Origin of the sequence: Sphingomonas corticis (assembly GCF_012035195.1) — a bacterium.
Lineage (GTDB): Bacteria > Pseudomonadota > Alphaproteobacteria > Sphingomonadales > Sphingomonadaceae > Sphingomonas > Sphingomonas corticis.
In genome coordinates, this window is record NZ_JAAVJH010000001.1 from 510,604 (window position 1) to 530,365 (window position 19,762).

Below are 19,762 nucleotides of genomic sequence, written 5' to 3' on the forward strand. Positions count from 1 at the left end.
CGTCGGATGGGAACGGACCGGTCGGTGCGTCTGGAGCCGGGCGTCGGTGCGGGGCGGCGGACGCACGCCGGGCCGCGACGCGATGCAGAGGCCGTGCGTCTCGACGCGTCGGTCTTCGAAGCGGTCGAACTGGCCGGCGTGCTTGCCGAGGAAAGCGTCGTCCCGCACGTGCGACGCCGCGGCCCTTCCGAGATGCGGGGATCGTCGAGCGTGATGATCGACACGCGTGACGCGACGCTCGCCGCCTCCTTCCGGCGCCTCGGCCTGCTGCGGCGGTGTCCCACCTTCCGCTGCTGGACCGTGGAGCGCCGGTGGTCGGAGGCGTTCGGCGACCTCGAGCTGGACGAGCGGATGTGCGAGCGCGTGGCCACCCACCTCGCCGCCGCCTTCCCCGGGCGGCTCCGGACCCGCGTGATCTCGCTGATCGCCCGCGCCTGACGTCCCGCTCCGCCTGGCGCACGGGACATGCGGCTTCGACTGAGGACCCAGCGCCTAAACGTAGACCATCACGACTTCGGAGCGACTGATGCAGGAAAGATGGCTTCTTCACATGACGGAAGCCCAGCGGATCTACGCCGTGGGACTTCTCGACGCCGTGCTCGATCTCCTGGGCAGCCCGGTCGACATCCCACCGGTGCGTTCGCCGGAATGGACCCGCCTCTCTCTGACGGATCTTCCCGGCCGCCGAACCGGAGCCAGCGTCACCCTGTCTCGCGGCAGGGTCTTCCTACGCACGCCGCTGTCGCCGAAGCGGCGGAGGTTCGCTGCGGAGATCGTCGGCCCGGCGTGTTCCCCGATCGACGTGATCGCCGACGGGGACGTCGCCGTCATCCTCGTGACGCTCGCCGGATGGCGCAGGGTGTTGTCGTCCGCAGTGACGGCGGAGACGAGGGCGGACGCGGACGCCATGGCCTCCGCCTACACCAGTCTGCTGCGTGGAGCCGTCCAGGCGCACTGCTCCGACTGGGAGCTGGCGACCGTGCAGTCGTCTTGCGAGGACGGCCACGTCGCGAAGATCTTCAGCAGGGATCAGGGCGGTTGCCAGGTCAAGTCCCGCTTCGCCAGCCGGCCAACGGCGCGGACGGACGGCGGCATGATGCGGGGGCTCGTCGACGAGTTTGAGCGGATCGCCGGCAACCGCACCCACGCGCACGTGGTCGAGCTGGAGAGGTGGCACCGTTACCGCCTGTGCTTTCACGCCACGCCGACCTACCTCGTGTCGCCGACACCGGAGGCCATGCTGACGCTGCGGGCGCTCAATGCGCTGCCATCGGGGGCGCGGCTGATCGCCGATGCCGACCGCCATTGAGGATTCCGGCAGACTAAACTTATCCCGCTCGCCTCGAAGCAGGAGAAGGCGCAGCGGGACTTGATTACCGGAACATCTCGGCAACTTGCCATTGCGGGACACCGCCGCTTCATATATCCATGAAGCCATGCAGGCGATTGACGTTCTCGTAGCGGCTGGACGCGCGCTTTACGGAGACCGCTGGCACACGTCCGTCGCTCGTGATCTAGGAACGACATACCGCACGATCAGGAACTGGCTTGACGGTCGGCATCCGACCCCGATCGATCTGGAAGACCGGCTTCGGCGCCTGCTGGCCGAACGAAGGCTGGAGCTGGATGCGGTGCTCGGCCGCATCGATATCCGAGAAGACGAAAGCAGGAAGCAATGAGCGGAACCCGCGACCTCGAACGCGCCGAACTCCACCGGACCATCTGGCGCCTCGCCAACGAACTGCGCGGCAGCATCGACGGGTGGGACTTCAAGACCTACGTCCTCGGCGCGTTGTTCTACCGCTTCATCTCCGAGAACCTCGCCGCCTACCTGAACGACCAGGAGCGCCGCGCCGGCGACTCCGATTTCGACTATGCCGCGCTCAGCGACGAGGACGCGGAACTGGGACGCGACGAAACGGTCAGGGAGAAAGGCTTCTACATCCTACCGTCCGCGCTGTTCGCCAACGTGCGCCGCCGCGCGCGCACCGACGCTAACCTGAACGAGACGCTGTTCAATGTCTTTCGCGCGATCGAGGGGTCCGCCAACGGCACGGAGAGCGAACCCGACATCCGCGGGTTGTTCGAGGACTTCGACGTCAACAGCAACAAGCTGGGCACGTCCGTCGCCAAGCGCAACGAAAAGCTGGTCAAGCTGCTGGAGGCGATCGGCGACCTGCCGCTGACCAACGGCGGCTTCGACGGCAACACCATCGACCTGTTCGGCGACGCCTACGAATACCTGATGCAGATGTATGCGTCGAATGCAGGCAAGTCCGGGGGTGAGTACTACACGCCGCAGGAGGTGTCCGAGCTGCTCGCCCGCATCACCGTCGCCGGGAAGACCGAGGTCAACAAGGTCTACGACCCGGCCTGCGGCTCCGGTTCGCTGCTGCTGAGCTTCGCCAAGGTGCTGGGCCACGACCGGGTGCGGCAGGGCTTCTTCGGTCAGGAGATCAACCTGACGACCTACAATCTGTGCCGGATCAACATGTTCCTGCACGACGTGAACTACGAGAAGTTCGACATCGCGCACGGGGACACGCTGATCGATCCAGCGCACTGGGACGACGAGCCGTTCGAGGCGATCGTCTCCAACCCACCCTATTCGATCCGGTGGGACGGCGACGCCAACCCGCTGCTCATCAACGATCCCCGCTTCGCCCCGGCCGGCGTGCTGGCGCCCAAGAGCAAGGCCGATCTCGCCTTCGCCATGCACATCCTACACTGGCTGGCGGTGGACGGCACCGCCGCAATCGTCGAGTTCCCCGGCGTCCTCTACCGCAGCGGCGCCGAGCAGAAGATCCGGCAGTATCTGATCGACAACAACTTCGTGGACGCCGTCATCCAGTTGCCGCCCGACCTCTTCTTCGGCACCAGCATCGCGACCTGCATCATCGTGCTGAAGAAGTCGAAGCGCGACAACGCCACGCTGTTCATCGACGCCGGCACCCAGTTCGCTCGGCTGGGCAACAAGAACACGCTGGCGCCGGCGCACCGGCAGCGCATCCTCGACGCATTCACTATGCGCGAGGACGTGCCGCACTTCGCCAGGCTGGTGGACAATGCCGACATCGCCGAGAACGGCTACAACATTTCGGTATCCTCCTACGTCGAGCAGGCCGACACGCGGCAGGCGGTCGACATCACCGCGCTGAACGTGGAGATCGCCGGCATCGTCGAGCGGCAAGTGCGGCTGCGGGAGGCGATCGACGCGATCGTCGCCGATCTGGAAGGGGAAGCGGCATGAATCAGATCGATGCGATGCTCAAAGAGCTCTGCCCGGCCGGTGTCGAATACAAGCCGATCGGCGACATAGCCCGGCTCGTCCGTGGCAACGGAATGCCGAAGTCGGATTTCTCCGAAGCCGGGGTAGGCTGCATCCACTACGGTCAGATCTACACCTACTACGGGACGTGGACGACCGAGACGAAGTCGTTCATCCCGCCGGAGAAGGCTGCCCGTCTGGCCAAGGTCGATCCCGGCGACCTTGTCGTCACCAACACCAGCGAGAACATTGACGACGTCTGCAAGGCGGTAGCGTGGCTCGGCGACGACCAGATTGTGACCGGCGGGCACGCGACCGTTCTGAAGCACGATCAGGATCCGAAGTTCCTCTCCTACTACCTCCAGACGCCGCAGTTCTTCGCGGAGAAGAAGCGCCATGCCACCGGCACGAAGGTCATCGACGTTTCGGCGAAAAGCCTGGCGAAGATCCTGGTGCCCGTTCCACCCCTCGAGGTGCAGCAAAAAGTTGTTGTGATCCTCGACAGCTTCACCAAGCTGGAGGCGGAGCTGGAGGCGGAGCTGGAGGCGGAGCTGGAGGCGCGACGTGCGCAATATCGCCACTATCGGGACAGTCTGCTGAGCTTCGAGCGGACCGGCAAGCAAGCAAGCAAGCAAGCAAGCAAGCAAGCAAGCAAGAAGGATAGCGCGCTTGGGTGACTTGGGCAAGCTCACTCGGGGACGTCGGTTCACGAAGGAGGATTATGCCTCCGGCGGTATCGGCTGCATCCACTACGGTGACATCTACACCAGCTACGGCACGTCCGCGACCGCCGCGGTGTCACACGTGCGGGCGGACATGGCCCGCTCGCTCCGGTTCGCCAAACCGGGCGACGTCGTCATCGCCGCCGTGGGCGAGACGGTCGAGGATGTCGGCAAGGCGGTGGCGTGGCTGGGCGACGAGGACGTGGCGGTGCACGACGACTGTTTCACGTTCAGTCACGACCAGAACCCGAAGTTCGTCTCCTACTACCTCCAGACCTCAACCTTCCATGCGGAGAAGAACAGGTTTGTAGCCCGCGCGAAGGTGAAGCGCCTGTCCGGCGAGAGCCTCGCCCGCCTGACCATCCCCGTCCCCCCGCGCGAGGAGCAGGACCGCATCGTCAGCATCCTCGACAAGTTCGACGCGCTGGTGAACGACCTGTCGAGCGGTCTGCCGGCAGAGATTGCCGCCCGCCGCCGTCAATACCAACACTATCGCGACAGGCTCCTGACGTTCAGACAGGCCGCATGACCGAAGCGCCGCCGCCCAACCGCTACGAAGCGATCGCCGTCTCCGGCGAGAGCACCGTCGTGGCCGAATACCAGCAGGAGGCGGCAGGACCGAACGACGCCGGCTACCAGTCGGAGGCGGAGCTGGAGGCCGCGCTTGTTCGCCAGCTGCGGGGACAGGCCTACGAGCATCTGGCGATCGCGTCGGAGGCCGACCTGATCGCGAACCTGCGCCGACAGCTCGAGCGGCTGAACGGCATCGCGTTCTCGCCGGCCGAGTGGGAGCGCTTCTTCAGCACATGTATTGCCGCCGCTAACGACGGCATCGTGGAGAAGACCGCCCGCATCCAGGAGGACCACGTCCAGGTGCTGCGCCGGGACGACGGCACGTTCCGCAACGTCCACCTGATCGACAAGGACAGCATCCACAACAACGCGCTGCAGGTCGTGAACCAGTACGAGGTCACCGGTTTGCGGGCGAACCGATACGACGTGACGATCCTCGTCAACGGCCTGCCGATGGTCCATGTCGAGTTGAAGCGCCGCGGCGTCGACATCCGCGAGGCGTTCAACCAGATCGACCGCTACCAGCGCGACAGCTTCTGGGCTGGCTCGGGCCTGTTCGAATACGTCCAGCTGTTCGTCATCAGCAACGGCACACTGACCAAATACTACAGTAACACGGTGCGCGACGGGCACCTCGCCGAGCAGCGTGGCAAGCGCGTCCGCGGCAGGACCTCGAACAGCTATGCGTTCACCAGTTGGTGGGCGGACGCGAAGAACCGGCCGATCACCGACCTGGTCGGCTTCACCAAGACCTTCTTCGCTAGGCACACCCTTCTCGCCGTTCTGACGCGCTACTGCGTGTTCGACGTCGATAGGAAGCTGCTGGTGATGCGGCCCTACCAGATCGTGGCGGCGGAGAGCATCCTGCTGCGAATCCTGACTGCGACCAACGCCCGACAGCTCGGGACCGTAGCCGCAGGAGGCTACGTCTGGCACACCACGGGCAGCGGCAAGACGCTGACCAGCTTCAAGGCCGCCCAGCTCGCCCGCGACCTGCCGGACGTCGACAAGGTGCTGTTCGTCGTCGACCGCAAGGACCTCGACTACCAGACCATGCGGGAATATGAGCGGTTCGAGCGCGGGGCCGCCAACTCGAACGCCTCCACGTCGGTCCTCCAGCGGCAGCTGTCCGACCCGGACGCCCGCATCATCATCACCACCATCCAGAAGCTGTCGCGCTTTGTCGCCACCAATCGGCGGCATCCGATCTACGACGCGCACGTCGTGGTCATCTTCGACGAGTGCCACCGCAGCCAGTTCGGCGACATGCACGCGGAGATCACCCGGTCGTTCCGCCGCTACCACCTGTTCGGCTTCACCGGCACGCCCATCTTCGCCGAGAACTCCGGAAACGGCGGCAACCCCGCGCGACGGACCACCGAACAGGCGTTCGGCGAAAGGCTCCACACCTACACGATCGTCGACGCCATCAGCGACAGGAACGTGCTGCCCTTCCGTATCGACTACATCAACACGATCAGGACGGGCACGGCGATCAAGGACAAGCAGGTGTCCGCCATCGACACCGAACGGGCGTTGCTGTCACCCGAGCGGATCGGGCAGGTTGTTGGCTACGTCCGCGAGCACTTCGACCAGAAGACGCGGCGCGCCAGCGGATACCGGCACGATGGCCGCCGCCTCGCCGGCTTCAACTCCATCCTGGCCACCGCATCGATCGACGCCGCCAAGCGCTACTACGCCGAGTTCGCGCGGCAGCAGGAGGGGGTGCCCCCGGCGCAGCGGCTCAAGATCGGCCTGATCTACAGCTTCGCCGCCAACGAGGCGGACGACGATCTGCTCGGCGACGAGGCGTTCGAGACGGACGGACTCGACCAGAGCTCGCGCGACTTCCTCGACGACGCGATCCGCGACTACAACGCGCTGTTCAGCACCAGCTTCGACACGTCCGCCGACCGGTTCCAGAACTACTACAAGGACCTGTCGCACCGCCTTAAGCGGCGCGAGCTGGACATCGTCATCGTCGTCAACATGTTCCTGACCGGATTCGACGCCACGACCCTCAACACGCTGTGGGTGGACAAGAACCTGCGGTCGCACGGCCTCATCCAGGCCTTCTCCCGCACCAACCGCATCCTCAACTCGGTCAAGACCTACGGCAACATCGTCTCCTTCCGCGATCTGGAGGAGGAGACGAACGACGCGCTCGCACTGTTCGGCAACAAGGACGCGAAGGGCATCGTCCTCCTGAAGCCTTACGCCGAATACCACGACGAATACGCCAGACGGGTCGAGGATTTGCGGAACGGCTTTCCGCTCGGCTCCCCGATCATCGGCGAGACGGCGCAGAAGGCGTTCGTTAAGCTGTTCGGCGCGATCCTGCGCCTGCGCAACATCCTCACCGCGTTCGACGCCTTCGCCGGCGCCGAGATTCTGACCGATCGCGAGTTCCAGGACCACCTCAGCGTCTACCTCAACCTCTACGCCGAATTCCGCACGACGTCCGAGGCGGAGCGCGAGGCGATCAACGACGACGTCGTCTTCGAGATCGAGCTGGTCAAGCAGGTCGAGATCAACGTCGACTACATCCTGATGCTCGTGGAACGCTACCTCGCAGCCAGAGGCACCGGCGAGGACAAGGAGATCAGGGCGACGATAGAACGCGCCATCGATTCCAGCCCGTCGCTGCGGAATAAGAAGGACCTGATTGAGCGGTTCGTCGACTCGGTTTCGTCCAGCGGCAAGGTCAACGCGCAGTGGAGCGCCTTCGTCGCCGCGAGGAAGGTGGAGGAGCTGGACCGGATCATCGTCGAGGAGAGGCTCGATCCGGCCGCGACGCAGGCGTTCGTCGCCGACGCCTTCCGCGACGGTGCCATACCCACCGCTGGAGTCGCGATCACTAGGATCATGCCGCCCGTGTCGAGGTTCGCGAAGGGCGGCGGGCATGCCGCGCGAAAGGATTCGGTGATCGGCCGGCTGTCGGCGTTCTTCGACCGCTACTTCGGGCTGAGCTGACCGCGCGAGCAGACGGTCATGCCGATGTCAGCGGTGGCCAGATGGTTCGGGCCAGTTCGAACAGGTGCTCCCCACGATCTGAGATGTCCGTCTCCCTCCAGTCCATCCGCTTGCCGAACCACTTGTTCAGGAACAGGCCGGTGTGGACGTCGAACTTGGCCCGCTTCTCCGAGAAGCTTTTGTTGCCCGCGGAGATGTTCAACCCGCTCGTCACCAGCGTGAGGTTGCCAAGCGTGCCGATCGCCGCCCGCCTGGCGATCGCCTGCGTCGACGTTCCATACGGCCCATCGTGGACGACACCGTCGCCGAAGGGCCATTCGGCCGTCCAGGTCTGCGGCATAACATGCTCTATCCAGAGATCCGCCGGCCGCTCGGCGGTTTCCGCCATGGTCGAGCGCGAGGCCACCTCCAGCTCCCACAGGACGTCGACGAGACGCGATTTGGGCGCGATGGCGTAGGCGTCGCTTGTCAGGATGCCCTGTCGGAGCTCCTCATCGTCCGGGAACCTGGAGCTATCGCCGTCACGGCCGTCGAAGAAGGCGGTAAACGACGCCACCGACACCCCGTTCTCCACGAAGTGCGACGCCAGGCCGGCGAACACGTTGTTCAGGTTCTTCGTCGTGAGGTCGCACAGCGCGCGGCGCACGAGGTAGGAGTAGAGCAGGCGGCAGATGGTGGACCGGGCGTGCCTATCGACGCCGTCACGGCCCAGCTGCATCGCGACCGGGTAGACGGTCGTGACCTGCCATGCCGCCATCTTCCGCCCGAACCATGCGAGGTCTCCATCGCCCTGCCTCCTGCCCTCAAGCGTCTCGTAAAGCGGCGCGTAGTGTGCGAGCAGCCGCAGTTCGTCCTCGACCTTCGGGTATCGGGGCTTCCCCTTCGGCAGGGCGAAGGAACGATATTCGGCGTAGAGCTCACGCATCGAGATCTTGGCCCCGGTCTCGGCGGCCAGAGCGTGCGCCAGGAAGTGGTCGATCCGCGGCCTCGTCGGGCGCGCGTTCGGCGCAGGCTCCCGCCACCAGGCGTCGTCGAGCGGGTCCCACAGCTTGCGATACAGATCCTCGACCTTCGCCCCCTCCTTCTCGGCGCGGTGGAAGATGTTGTTCCGGACCAGGTCCATCGCCAGCAGCGGCTCGCCCTTCGAGTTCAGGGTCTCGAAAATGACCTGGGCGTCGTCGTTCTCGCCCAGGCTTATGACGACCAGCTTGAGACGCTCCAGCACGGCGTTCAGCAGCGCCTCGAGACGCTCGCCCGCGAGATCCTCGGAAGACCCACCCTCGACAGCATGCTCGTCGAGCGGATCCTCCGGTGGAGCCTCGTCACTCGGCCCGGTCTTGACGAACTCCTCGATCCAGCGATCGAACAGGACGTAGGCGCGGAAGGCGGGGAACGGCGTGTTCTTCGGCACGCCGGCGCCCCAGAAGAGATGGCGGTAGCGCGCCGTGACCGCTTGATGGTCGAGTTCCATGAGATCGTGGAACAGCTCGCGGTCCGACGGGGTCGGCGTCAGCTTGTAACGGGTGAGCGGGTCGGTGTCCTTGCTCTTGGTGTTGTTGAACAGGTAGCCGTTCACGTGGTCGATGAAGTCCGCGAGACCGTGCCGCCGGGCCACCTCGCGCAGGGCCACCAGGAACAGCTGGAACGTCGTCAGCCGCTGCTGGCCGTCGACCACCTGCACGACCGGAGTCTTGCTGATCTGCGACCCGATGTCGATCGGAGCGAGGATGAGCGCGCCCATGTAGTGCTCGAACCGGCTCTCGCCCGACAGCACCTCGGCAGCTTTCGCCTGAACGTCCTCCCAGAAGGGCAGCAACCGGTGCTCAGCCCACTGGTATTTACGCTGGTAGAGGGGAACGATGAAACGTCGGTCCTCCTTCAAGACGGCCTCGACCTTGTGATCGTCCGCGTCCATTGCCCGCCGTCCTTGCCTGCCTGTCCTATGCTCTTGATACCGGCGGCGCATCGGGCGTCCACCCAGAGCGCGCGCCGTCCTGCACCGGGCTACTGTTCGATGCGTTGCGTCAGGAGATCCTCGCCCTGGACGAGGTGTACGGAAAGATTACCTCAAGCTCTACGTCGCCTACAAGGCCGAGACGAACTTGGTAGACTTCGTAACGCAGGCCGGTTCGCTGCGCGTCTCATAATGCCAAAGAACCGGCACGGCAGGCGCTGGAAATACAGGTCAGGTGGCGGCGAGGAGGATCCAGCCTAAATCTTCGCTTCCCACCTCCGCCCCGAAGTGCGTCCGAGCAACCCTCCGATCTGTGCGAGTAAGGTAATGATGAACAGATGGCGAATGTGGCGTTGGCCCGGGCAGTCGCACACGCTTTCCCATCACCCGATCGTCTCCTCATAGAGTCGTCGAGCATCCTCGTCCGACAGCGCCGGCGGCATGAGCAGATCCCGGCTCAACGCCCGCTTCTGTGCGAGCAGCGCATGAAGTCGGCTGTCGAAGCTGTGCTCCTCGCCGCCCGGCAAGAGCGCCATCGGCAAGTAGACGTTGACCGGGCGCTGCTGACCGATGCGGTAGCATCGATCCGTGCTCTGATCCTCGACAGCGGGGTTCCACCATCGGGTGAGGTGCACCACGTTGTTCGCCGCCGTCAGCGTCAGACCGACGCCTCCCGCCTTCGGTGACAGGATCATGACGTCGAACCCGGGCGGCCCCGCCTGGAACGCATCGACGCGCTCCTGACGCCTCGGTCCCGCCACCTCGCCGGAGATAATCATGGGCGCGCGGGTCAGGCCGTAACGGCGCTGCAGCACGCCAGCCAGGTCGGCCTGCGCCGCCCGCATCTCCACGAAGAGGAGCGCCTTCTCGCCACGGTCCCTGATCTCGTCCAGGATCGACACCGCCGCCGTGAGCCGAGCTGACGATCGGACGTAATCCTCGTCGGATGCGACCATCGAGCGCTCCAGCGGTGCAAGCGAGACGGCCCGCATGGCCTGCAGCGCTTCAAGCATCTTGCCGCGGTCCTTCCGCCGACGCGCCTCGGCAACCACCGCCGAATAGGCGTTCGCCTGCACGTCCGGCATGGCGACCTTGCGAACGTGCTCGGTCTTGGTCGGCAGCCCTTCCAGAACCTCGTCCTTCATGCGTCGGAGCATGACGGCCGGCCGCTCGGGACCGGGCACCGACAAAGCGTCCTTCAAACGTCTGAGGTCCTCGGGGTCTGGTCGATCCTCGTAACGACGGCTGAAGTCCTTCAGCCCGCCAAGCGCTCCAGGATGAAGGGTGTCCATGAGGCACCACAGGTCGGCCAGCCGGTTCTCGATCGGCGTTCCGGTCAGCGCCAGCGAGAACTCCGCCTGCATCGCCTTCGCTGCATCGGTGACCTGCGTGCCGGGCGTCTTGATCTTCTGGATCTCGTCGAACACGATCACGCCGAAGCGGATGCGACCGAAGCTGTGCTGGTAGTCCCGCAGCGTCTCGTAGGTGGTCAGCACCCAGTCGGCCGCCGCCATCCGCTCCACGTCGAGGACCGGTCGGGCGATCTCGAGCTCGGATCCCGCTCCCGTCCGCAGTGCACGCAGCGACGAGCCGTAGGCGCGAAGGACGCTTCCGAGACCCGGCTCGGCGAGGTGGATCTCGTGCTCCTTCTCCCAGTTGCGGAGCAGACCCGTGGGCGCGACGATCAGCAGCGGTGCCCGCTCCACCAGTCCCCGTCGCATCGCCTCCCGGATCCATGCAAAGAACGCCAGCGTCTGAAACGTCTTGCCCAGACCCATGTCGTCGGCCAGCAGGGCGCCGGTCCAGCCCGCCTGCCAGCAGCGCTGCAGCCAATCCACGCCTTCGCGCTGATGCGGCTTCGGCACGGACCGAAGCAGAGCCTCATGGAGGCCTGCATCGACGGGCGGCACCCGGGGAGCGGGGTCGCTGTTGAAGACGACCTCCTCGAAGTTGTTCCGGACCAGTAGGACGTGCGGCTCGGTCCCGCCGGTCGGCTCCCGACCGCCTGGCGCGTCCTCGTCGCCCTTACCGTCGGCGCTCTCGTCAGCGGCACTATCGAGCTTCGCCTCACCCCCCGCCAGCGCTCGCTGGATCTCTCCAAGCGAAGCCAGCGTCTGTTCGGTTGCGGGAATGGAAGTGCCGTCGAACACCACCTCCGGCCGGCCCTGGTCAATGGCGTCCCGGATCCGGTCAGCCAGTTCGGAAATGCGCTCGGCGGGCAGCTGAATCGGCGCACCATCGACCACCAGACCGACCACCTCCGGTGGCAGCCACGGCTCGCGCGGCACCTGGACCCAGGGCAGCACCTTCTTCTGCCAGAGCCCGATGGCGTGAACCCGCTCGGAGAACTCGCGCGTCTCCCTGAAGAGCTCCTCGACGAGGTGCTCGTCCAGTTCGCCGCCGAGGGCCTCGCGTAGGTAGCCGCGCGGGTTGCGGACGAAGTCGCGGGCGACCTCGCCGCCTGCGCGCTGCACCTGCCGTGCCACTCCCATGGCCTTTCGCAGCGGCGGTGACAGGATCAGCAGCCAGCCATCCGGAAGGGCGTATCGACCCCGCGCGTCCGTAAACTGCCGGAAGCGCGCATCGGCGAACGCCTTCTGCAGATGCTCGGGCAGGAGCGGCTCGGGATCGACCGGAGGCGCGCCGTCACGATCGAGCGGCTCGCCCTCGGTCACCTCGTCGGATCCGCCGGGCTTCGCGGCGAAGAGCACCGGGTCGAAGTCGATCTCGCCGTCGCGCTCGAAAGGCCGCAGCGTGAACGCGCCGGCATGCGCCACCCGGACCTGCCGGAGATATGGCGACGCGTCGATGGGCCCCCGGTCCCCCAGCGTAGGCAGGAGTTCCTGCACATCCATCCAGGCCGCCGCACGACCATCCGGGTCAGTCGCGGGAAGGGCGTTGAAGCGGTCGATCGCAGCCGCGATCTCGAAGAGCTCCGACGGCAGCAGATAGCGACGCGTACCCAACGTGAGGAACGCGCCGTCGCGCTTGGCACCCAGAACCGGCCGGCCATCGAGATGGTGCCATCGATGATCCACCCTGAAGGCATCCCGGTCGATCGTGTCCTGATGCTGGACGAAGAGCGTGACGGGCGGAGCGGCCGGCAGACCCAATGCCGAGCGGATCGCGGGAGAGAGCGCCGCCGCCTCGGCATGAGGCAGATGCAGCTCGTTCCCCTGGGCGAGCGCGACCTCGTCCTCGACCAGCCGCCACAGCGCGCCGACCGCCGGCACTAGCCCGGGCGCGGCCGCGCCTGGCCAGCTCTCCACGTCGACGGGACCGGCCGCGGCGAGCCCGCTCACCACGACCCAGTCCTCCTCGGACATCCACTCCAGCTTCAGCTCAGGCATGCGGCCTCATCTCGTTGATACCGATCCGCACCCCGATCCTGCTGGCCAGCCAGTCGCCCAGATCGCTCTGCCAGGCGTAGCGTGCCGTCCCGTCGTGCCGCTGGTCGTAGAGGCAGTCGGCCCGGACCTCGTCGGCAGAGTAGACGTAGTCGCCCAGCGCCGGCGCCCTGGCATCGTCCTGCGCCCAGATGCGGACCGAGCCCGCATGGCTCCACTCGGCGACGACGTAGCCGCCGATCCGCATAAGCATGACCGACTGCTTCCGCTCCGCTCCCGACAGCGTCGCGAAGGAGGATACCCGCTTCTTCTGAGCCGGATTGCGCGCCAGCCACTCGACCGCCTGCCGGCCGAACACGGGCCAGGCGTCGTCGATGGCGCCCTTGCGCTCCAGCGCCAGCCAGAAGGCCTTCCGCCATCTCCAAATTGGATCCGCAGTCGCACTCAGGATGTCGAAGAAGAGGTCGAGCGCCTTTCGCGCGAGCCAGCGGGTGATCGTCCGGCGGGCGTCCTGGCTTATGTCCACCCACGCCTTCGGGTGGCTCCGCGGATCGCCGTAGAGCTCGTCGAAGAAGCCGACGAGCGCGGCCTTCGCCTCGACGTTGGCGAGGTCGCGGGTCGCGAAGGGCGCGAGGAGCAGTTCGGCCAGCTGCACCCGCTCGCCGGGGAAGCGTAGAGTTCCGCCGGTCCGCAGAAAGCCGAGGACGTTCGCCACGGCCGCACCGGTGATGGGTCGCCCGGTCGTGAGTTCCCGCGACAGCCTAACCGCGAGACGCGTCGCCAGCGGCGCATGGAACCCCGACTGGGCAAGCAGCTCGGTCGTGAAGCCAAGATCTCGAAGCAGGAGCCGAACATCGCCGTTCTGCGAGAGCGCCGCATCGGTCATGCGGTCGGTCAGCCCGTCAGACTGGAAGAGCATCACTCGTTGCGCACGATCGCGCCAGCGCACAGCCCAGGCAGCGGAGTGCCTCTCGAGCTCGCGGCCGATCATGCGACCCGCTGCCGCCGTAGCGCTCGCCCCCTCCTCCCAGTCCCGAAGGTAGCTGTGCAGCATAGCCTTGAGCAGTCGCGGCTGCCGTTCCGCCGCAAGCCTGCGACCGAACTCAGAGGCGAAGGTGTCGCGATCCAGCAGTCGGGGGCGGCCCTGGAGGCACACCCATGGCGCGAGAAGCCAATGTTCGGATGAAGGCTGGCGCCCGCCTTCGCACCATGCCGCGAACGCCTGCAGCGCCCGCAGCAATTCCTCCTCGCCGGGCCGGGTCGGCACCTCGAAGAGTTCGGCAACCCTCCGTGCGGCGGTCCGCATCAGCGGCTCCGCCGGGATGTGCTTCTCGAGATCGAAGGCTAAAGCCGACAGGCCGTTCAGGCTTGCAAGGGTCGCCGAAAACCCCGTCACTCGACCGCGCCGAGAAAAGAGCCGACCGACGACGTGGCCTTGATGTCGCCCTTCGTCGGAGGCGCGATCAGGAAGCGCACGTCGATGCGGCGGTTACGCGCCCGGCCGTCCACCGTCGCGTTGTCGGCGATCGGACGCTGAGCGGCATAGGCGCTGACGCCGAACAGCGTGGCGTTGCCGGCCGCGTTTCGGATGCCCTCGAGGCTGGGTGCCGCCTGCACCATGGACCTGTATGTCTGGATCGATCGGTCGGAGGAGAGGGACCAGTTGTCGGAGTAGCGGGCGGTGGCGATCGGGATCACGTCGGTGTGCCCCTCGACGTAGACCGCCTCGAGGATCGGCTCGGAACCGTCCGGACAGTCGTGCCCCGCCCTACCGCCGAGCTGGCCGTAGCAGGGGAGTTCGCGGGCGAGCAGCGACGCCAGGCGTGTCAGCGCCGCACGGCCGCGATCGCCGAGGTCGGCCGAGCCGGACGCGAACAGCACCGTCTCGGGAAGATGCAGAACACCGTTCTTCTCGTCGATCTCGACGGGAACGTCGGCACGCGCCAGCTCCTTCTTAAGACGGCGAAGCAGCCCGGCGCGCTGATCCTCCCGACCGCCGAGTTCGTCCTCCAGCGCCGCGATCCGGTGGTTCAGCCTGGCCTCCGCACTCTGATAGTTGAGCGCGAAGATCATCAGGAGAATGATGAACACGAACAGCATGCCGATGAGCAGGTCGTTGAGGGAGACGAAGTAGCTCTCCTCCTCCCGCCCTTGCGGCGCGTCGATGGTCCTGGTCCTGCGTGGCACGCGCCCTCAGCCCCGCTTCACTCGGCAGCCTCGACCCGTTCGAAGCCCGCGCGCGACACCGCGTCGGCGAAGGCCTTGAAGTCGCCTCGGCGAGGCAGGTCGTCCAGGACCTCGTCCAGCTGCTGCACGGCGGCGCTGAGGCGCCCGACCGCCTCGGCGAGTTCCTTGTCGACCGACTTCACGAAGCCGCTGGTCCGCTCGCCGAAGGTGCCAAGCCCCTCGAACAGCTTCTGCATCGCGCCCGATAGCGCGTTGTTGAGGGCGCCGAGATCGCGATTGATGACCTCCACTCGCCGCGTCAGACCCTCGACCAGCTCCGACGACCTCTCGTTTGTGGCGTCGGCGCGATCGGCGACTTCATCGACGCGCTCGGCCACTCGCTCGAGCCGCTCCGAGACGGTGGTCATGGAGGCGGCCAATGCGCCCAGCGCTTCCGCGGACTCTCCCGCCTTGTCGACCTGGGCGACGAGGCTGCCGAGCCCCTCGGTGACGCCGCGGGCTGCTTCGAGGGCGCCCTCGAACTGCCGCGCGAGAGCATCGCTGGTTCGGGTCAGGCTGTCCGCAAGCGCGGCACTCCGCTCGGAGACCGACCCGAGCGAGTCCGCACTGGCCTCGATGCGCCCGGCTGCCCCATCGAGGGAACGGGAGAGCTGCACGCCCGCCTCCGAGATCCGGGCGTCCAGGTTGTCGACCGCGGCGATCATCGACGTGGACAATTCGGTCACGCCCGTCTTCATCGCATCACCGACGTCCGTCGCAGCCTGCTCCAGCTCGCGGCGCGCAGCGGTGGCTCCGGCCTCGACCTCGGCTGCGACCTGCCGCACGGCTCCTGTCATTCCCTCGGTTGACTGCCGCAGCGAGGCGTCCAGGTTCTCGCCCGCCGCCGCGAAACTCGTCGCGAGTTCCTTCGACCCCTCCTCGATACCCGCCCTGAAGCTCTCGCCTGCCGCGTCGATCTGACCAGGAAGGGCACCGATCGCCTCGGCCGCCGTCTCAAGCATTTCGCCCAGTCGGCGCGTATGCTCCTCCGCCGCTCCGCTCAGCTCCCCGGCGAACTGCTGGGCCATGCGTTCGAGCGCCGACTGGTTTATGTCGCCCAGCTTGCCGGCCATCCCGTCGATCGCTTCCTGAACCGGCGCGAGTGCGGTCGCGAAGGTCCTGCCGATCCGCTCGTCAAGGGCCTGGGCAATGCTGACTGCCAGATCCTGGTTGAAGCGCTCCAGCTGGGTAGTCTGGCGCCCGAGCTCGGCGAAGGAGTCCGCCGCCAACCGCTCGGAACTGAGCGGCAGGACGAGGCGCTCCAGCTCGCGATTGATCCTCTCGATGTGGAGTTCGGTCGCGTGCAGGCGCCGGTTCTTGCGCCACGCGAAGATCAGGGACGCTCCAAGCGCGGTCACCGATGTCAGGAACTTGGCGGCCGCCGCCCCCAGCAGCTTGCGAAGCGCGAGCTTGGACGCCTCCAGATCCGCCTGGATGCCGTCTCGTGCGATGAAGAGCGCCGCCACGAGGCCGAGGAACGTCGCGAGCAGGCCGAGCCCGACGAGCTGGTTCGGCACACCCTCGAACGATCGCAGGTCGATGCGCCCCTGTCTGAACAGACGCGGGTTGAAGAACTCGCTCGGCGGCAGCCCCGAGGCGACGCGGCCGGTCCGCTCGTCCTGGTGGAGATCTGCGACGTAGCCCCGCCAGGCGTGGCCGATGTACCGGTCGTCACCGAACTCCTCACAGAGAGCCTCGACGTCACCGACGAACTTCAGACCGTCGCCGTCGTAGCTCGCCAGACGGGCGCCGAAACGGTCCAGCGCAGCATCGAACGCGTCGAGCTCGTCCCGCCCCTTGATGTAGCGCCACCAGGCATAGGCGACGATCGCGACCGAAAGGACGAGAGGCGTCGGCTGCCAGCCGAACACTAGCGGTATGCCGTGCTCGATCGGCCACATCACAATACTGCCGATATCCACTCCCGATCGCCCCCTTCGATCCGATGTTCTGATCGCGACATCAGCGTGATAGCCATGCCGACGGGAGTCAACGTAACAACGAGCCGTGAACAAGGTGCTGCGACCGATCGAAGTCACGCTGGAGAGGGATGGGACGGTCGTCGACAGGATCGATCGCCTGCCGAGACGCATGCCGGACGGTTCGATCGGCGTCGAATACATGGGGCTCGTCTACCCTCTCGCCCGGGCCGGCCGCGCCGCGATGGATGGCAGATGGTGCTACCCCTCCGAGGCGCCGATCTGCCTGGAAGCGCCCGAGTTGTCGATCGGGACGGGTCGGACGTTCTGGACATTGGATCGGTCCGGAACGCGGCCATACCTCTTCGTGAACGGATCCGAGGCGCTTCTGGCCGAAACGCTGTCCCGCCTGGCCAGCGCCGCCGTCGCGGTCGAACATCACGGTCCCTCGTTCCGGGAAGGAGAGAGCGGACTTCTGCACGACTGGTTCGTGAGGCTCGACCCGACTGACGCGCCGGGAGACTGGGAGCTCGCGCAACTGCTCGCCGACGTCGCAGAGCCCGACGTTCCACCCGACGCGGCCACGCCTGAGCTTGTCAATGCTCGGCTCCGTCGGGACCACGACCGGCTTGCGACCCGCCTGGTAAACGCCGAGCGCGAACTCGCCACGGCCATCGCCGCCGCGGACGCGAACCAGGCGGAACTTGACGGCGCGCGGTATGAGGCGGAGCGCGCCAGCCGCAGACTGGAGACGGAGGCGGCCTTCCTGAGAGCGGGCATTTCGGCGCTGCGTTCGCAGACCCCCGTCGTCGACGATGGCCTTGTGGCCGATCTCAACGAGCGCGTCGACGTTCTCACGGCGGACCGGGACGACGCACTCGCGTCATGGACGAAGGCGGAGGAGAGCGTCACCCAGCTGCGCATCGGCCTCGAAGCCGCCGAAGCTGCTCTCGCCGAGGCTTCGGCGCGACCGAACGAGCGGCCTGCGCCCGCCACCAGGAAGCAGGCGAGAGCGGATGCCGAACTGCAGACGGTGCTCAGAACCTTGCTGCCCGGCATAGACCTGGTGCGCGGCTCGGCCGACTTCATCCTGACGGAGGTTGAGGACCGCCGGGACCTATACGGCAAGCTGAGGCTGCTGATCGACGATCCCGTTTCGGTCGGTGGTAAGCGGGTCCATGCGGCGGATGGCTGGCTCGAGGTACACATGGGCACGGGACGCGGCCGCGACGGTAGGCTCTACTACAAGAAGAGCGGTCTACGCTGGTCGGTGCTCGTATCGGACAAGGCCGCGCAACCGAACGACTTTCAGTGGCTCAAGGCGCAATGACCATGACATCCATATCTCACGCGCTTCTCGTCAGTCCCGTAGAAGCCGAGACGCTGCTTTCCGGCCGCAGCGACGTGATCCGTCGATCCCGCCCCACGGAACTGCGGATGCGTGTCGGCATCCTGCGGGACGATGGAACCCTTGTCGCTACCGCTCTGCTAATCGACGCGTCGCGTCCCGGCGTTGAGTCGACCGCGAGCGAGTGGACGCTGCATGAAGTCGAGATCCTGCTCAACCCGATAAAGGTCGGAACGGGCAGCGGTCCTCTATGGCGACGCCTCGGCACCTCCGACCGCGACCGAGTCGCCGGCCGGTCGACCACCGACGATAACGGCGAAGGTGAAGCGGAACCCGAAAGCACGACCGGGCTGTCCGGGCCGCAGGCGAACGGCGCCGCGAGTTCAATTGAAGCGGTAAGCCTCTCCTCCGCGGACGAACGCTTCGACGGAGTCAACGAAGAGCCGAAGCGCGGATCAGACGAAAGCGACCAGGACGTGTTCGTCGAAGGCACCGTTCGGGAGACGGTTGCAGTGGAAGCGATCACGGAGAGTTCATCACCGACTGTCGCGGCATCGGCGGAAGAAAGCGACCGACGCCTCGACGATGCACGGGAGCGAGCACTCGCCTTCGTGCCGACCGGAATGATCGACGTCGACGAGGCGCACCGGCTCCTGATCAGACTGCGCGACGTCGAGATCAAGCGCTCCTTTCCCGACGTCAGACCGGAGCACGGCATCCTGCGCCGCACGATGCTCCAGGCCCTGCTGGACACCGGGGTAGCGTCGCGCGAGGACTACGACGAGCTGATCCCGACGGACCTGAAGCGGATGACGGATCGCCGACAGGTGGAGGTGTATCTGGATCCCCTTATCGAGATCCTGTCATGCGTCGCATGACCGGCGTGCGAACGGAAGGATGAGCATCGTCCGCGGTTCGATCAATACCAGTGTGGCGATTGGAACGAGTGGTCGTCGTCCTCGCCGAATATGTCAATCGGCGTCCAAAAAGGACCCCCTATCGGCGTGCAAAAGGGACCCCCTTCGTCAAGCAGCGTGACGGGTATGGGGGTCGCACCGTTCGCGCTGGTTGCGGCGTAGGGCGGGCGTAGCCCGACCGGAGGCGCAACCAGCGCGAAGCGTTCTCTGCGGGTGCCCCGGGCGTCAGCTTCGGTGTTTGAAGCGCCAGCTGTCGTTGCCGGTTTCGACGATGTCGCAATGGTGGGTAATGCGGTCGAGCAGCGCGGTGGTCATCTTGGGGTCGCCAAAGACCGTCGGCCACTCACCAAAGGCGAGGTTCGTCGTGACGATGACGGAGGTCTGCTCATAGAGCTTGCTGACGAGGTGGAAGAGCAGCTGACCGCCCGAGCGGGCAAAGGGCAGGTAGCCGAGCTCATCGAGCACCACGAGGTCGAGCCGGGAGAGCTGGGCCGCCAGCGTGCCGGCCTTGCCGA

The 19,762-nt window shown here is 66.3% G+C and carries 15 protein-coding genes; 9 read left to right on the plus strand and 6 right to left on the minus strand.

Translation table 11 applies throughout. The annotated features are described in order from the left end of the window. Positions 1–93 precede the first annotated feature (93 nt). The 7 genes from HBH26_RS02625 to HBH26_RS02650 all read left to right on the plus strand — a co-directional run bounded on the left by HBH26_RS02625 (position 94) and on the right by HBH26_RS02650 (position 7,536). Positions 94–438: a hypothetical protein gene (locus tag HBH26_RS02625; RefSeq protein ID WP_168133001.1), complete on the plus strand. Its 345-nt coding sequence runs from the start codon at positions 94–96 to the stop codon at positions 436–438. 112 nt (positions 439–550) lie between these two features. Further along, entirely contained in the window at positions 551–1,309 is a 759-nt protein-coding gene (locus HBH26_RS02630) for a hypothetical protein (protein ID WP_168133002.1), read from the plus strand. A 127-nt stretch (positions 1,310–1,436) separates the two neighbouring features. Further along, the gene (locus HBH26_RS02635; RefSeq protein WP_168133003.1) at positions 1,437–1,679 is read left to right on the plus strand and encodes a hypothetical protein; all 243 of its coding nucleotides are present in this window, start codon (positions 1,437–1,439) and stop codon (positions 1,677–1,679) included. Further along, entirely contained in the window at positions 1,676–3,250 is a 1,575-nt protein-coding gene (locus HBH26_RS02640) for a type I restriction-modification system subunit M (RefSeq protein ID WP_168133004.1), read from the plus strand. The genes HBH26_RS02635 and HBH26_RS02640 overlap by 4 nt, the downstream gene beginning before the upstream one ends. Continuing rightward, positions 3,247–3,945, plus strand: a complete 699-nt coding sequence (locus tag HBH26_RS20355) for a restriction endonuclease subunit S (protein ID WP_209308262.1) — start codon at positions 3,247–3,249, stop codon at positions 3,943–3,945. Before HBH26_RS02640 ends, HBH26_RS20355 begins: the two co-directional genes overlap by 4 nt. Continuing rightward, on the plus strand, positions 3,938–4,519 hold the full coding sequence (locus tag HBH26_RS20360; RefSeq protein WP_209308263.1) for a restriction endonuclease subunit S: 582 nt from the start codon (positions 3,938–3,940) through the stop codon (positions 4,517–4,519). Before HBH26_RS20355 ends, HBH26_RS20360 begins: the two co-directional genes overlap by 8 nt. Then, positions 4,516–7,536, plus strand: a complete 3,021-nt coding sequence (locus HBH26_RS02650; protein ID WP_168133005.1) for a type I restriction endonuclease subunit R — start codon at positions 4,516–4,518, stop codon at positions 7,534–7,536. Before HBH26_RS20360 ends, HBH26_RS02650 begins: the two co-directional genes overlap by 4 nt. Positions 7,537–7,552: 16 nt before the next feature. On the opposite strand, the gene HBH26_RS02655 is transcribed toward HBH26_RS02650, so the two are convergent. The 5 genes from HBH26_RS02655 to HBH26_RS02675 all read right to left on the minus strand — a co-directional run bounded on the left by HBH26_RS02655 (position 7,553) and on the right by HBH26_RS02675 (position 16,967). Next, positions 7,553–9,451, minus strand: coding sequence for a DUF262 domain-containing protein (locus tag HBH26_RS02655; RefSeq protein WP_168133006.1), 1,899 nt, complete (start codon positions 9,449–9,451; stop codon positions 7,553–7,555). A 422-nt stretch (positions 9,452–9,873) separates the two neighbouring features. Further along, positions 9,874–12,840, minus strand: coding sequence for a DEAD/DEAH box helicase (locus HBH26_RS02660; RefSeq protein WP_168133007.1), 2,967 nt, complete (start codon positions 12,838–12,840; stop codon positions 9,874–9,876). Continuing rightward, positions 12,833–14,233, minus strand: a complete 1,401-nt coding sequence (locus HBH26_RS02665) for an EH signature domain-containing protein (RefSeq protein ID WP_168133008.1) — start codon at positions 14,231–14,233, stop codon at positions 12,833–12,835. The genes HBH26_RS02660 and HBH26_RS02665 overlap by 8 nt, the downstream gene beginning before the upstream one ends. Then, positions 14,230–15,024, minus strand: coding sequence for an OmpA family protein (locus HBH26_RS02670; RefSeq protein WP_168133009.1), 795 nt, complete (start codon positions 15,022–15,024; stop codon positions 14,230–14,232). Before HBH26_RS02670 ends, HBH26_RS02665 begins: the two co-directional genes overlap by 4 nt. Before the next feature lie 17 nt (positions 15,025–15,041). Beyond that, complete coding sequence (locus HBH26_RS02675) at positions 15,042–16,967, minus strand: hypothetical protein (RefSeq protein WP_168133010.1); 1,926 nt, start codon at positions 16,965–16,967, stop codon at positions 15,042–15,044. Positions 16,968–17,070: 103 nt separating this feature from the next. On the opposite strand from HBH26_RS02675, the gene HBH26_RS02680 reads away from it, so the two are divergent. Both HBH26_RS02680 and HBH26_RS02685 read left to right on the plus strand, forming a co-directional pair. Beyond that, a complete protein-coding gene (locus tag HBH26_RS02680) occupies positions 17,071–18,312 on the plus strand; it encodes a hypothetical protein (protein ID WP_168133011.1) in 1,242 nt (413 codons plus the stop codon). Then, complete coding sequence (locus HBH26_RS02685; protein WP_168133012.1) at positions 18,309–19,208, plus strand: hypothetical protein; 900 nt, start codon at positions 18,309–18,311, stop codon at positions 19,206–19,208. The genes HBH26_RS02680 and HBH26_RS02685 overlap by 4 nt, the downstream gene beginning before the upstream one ends. A gap of 264 nt (positions 19,209–19,472) precedes the next feature. On the opposite strand, the gene HBH26_RS02690 is transcribed toward HBH26_RS02685, so the two are convergent. After that, positions 19,473–19,762 (minus strand): ATP-binding protein (locus tag HBH26_RS02690; protein ID WP_168133013.1); only part of this gene is annotated, 290 nt, incomplete at its 5' end.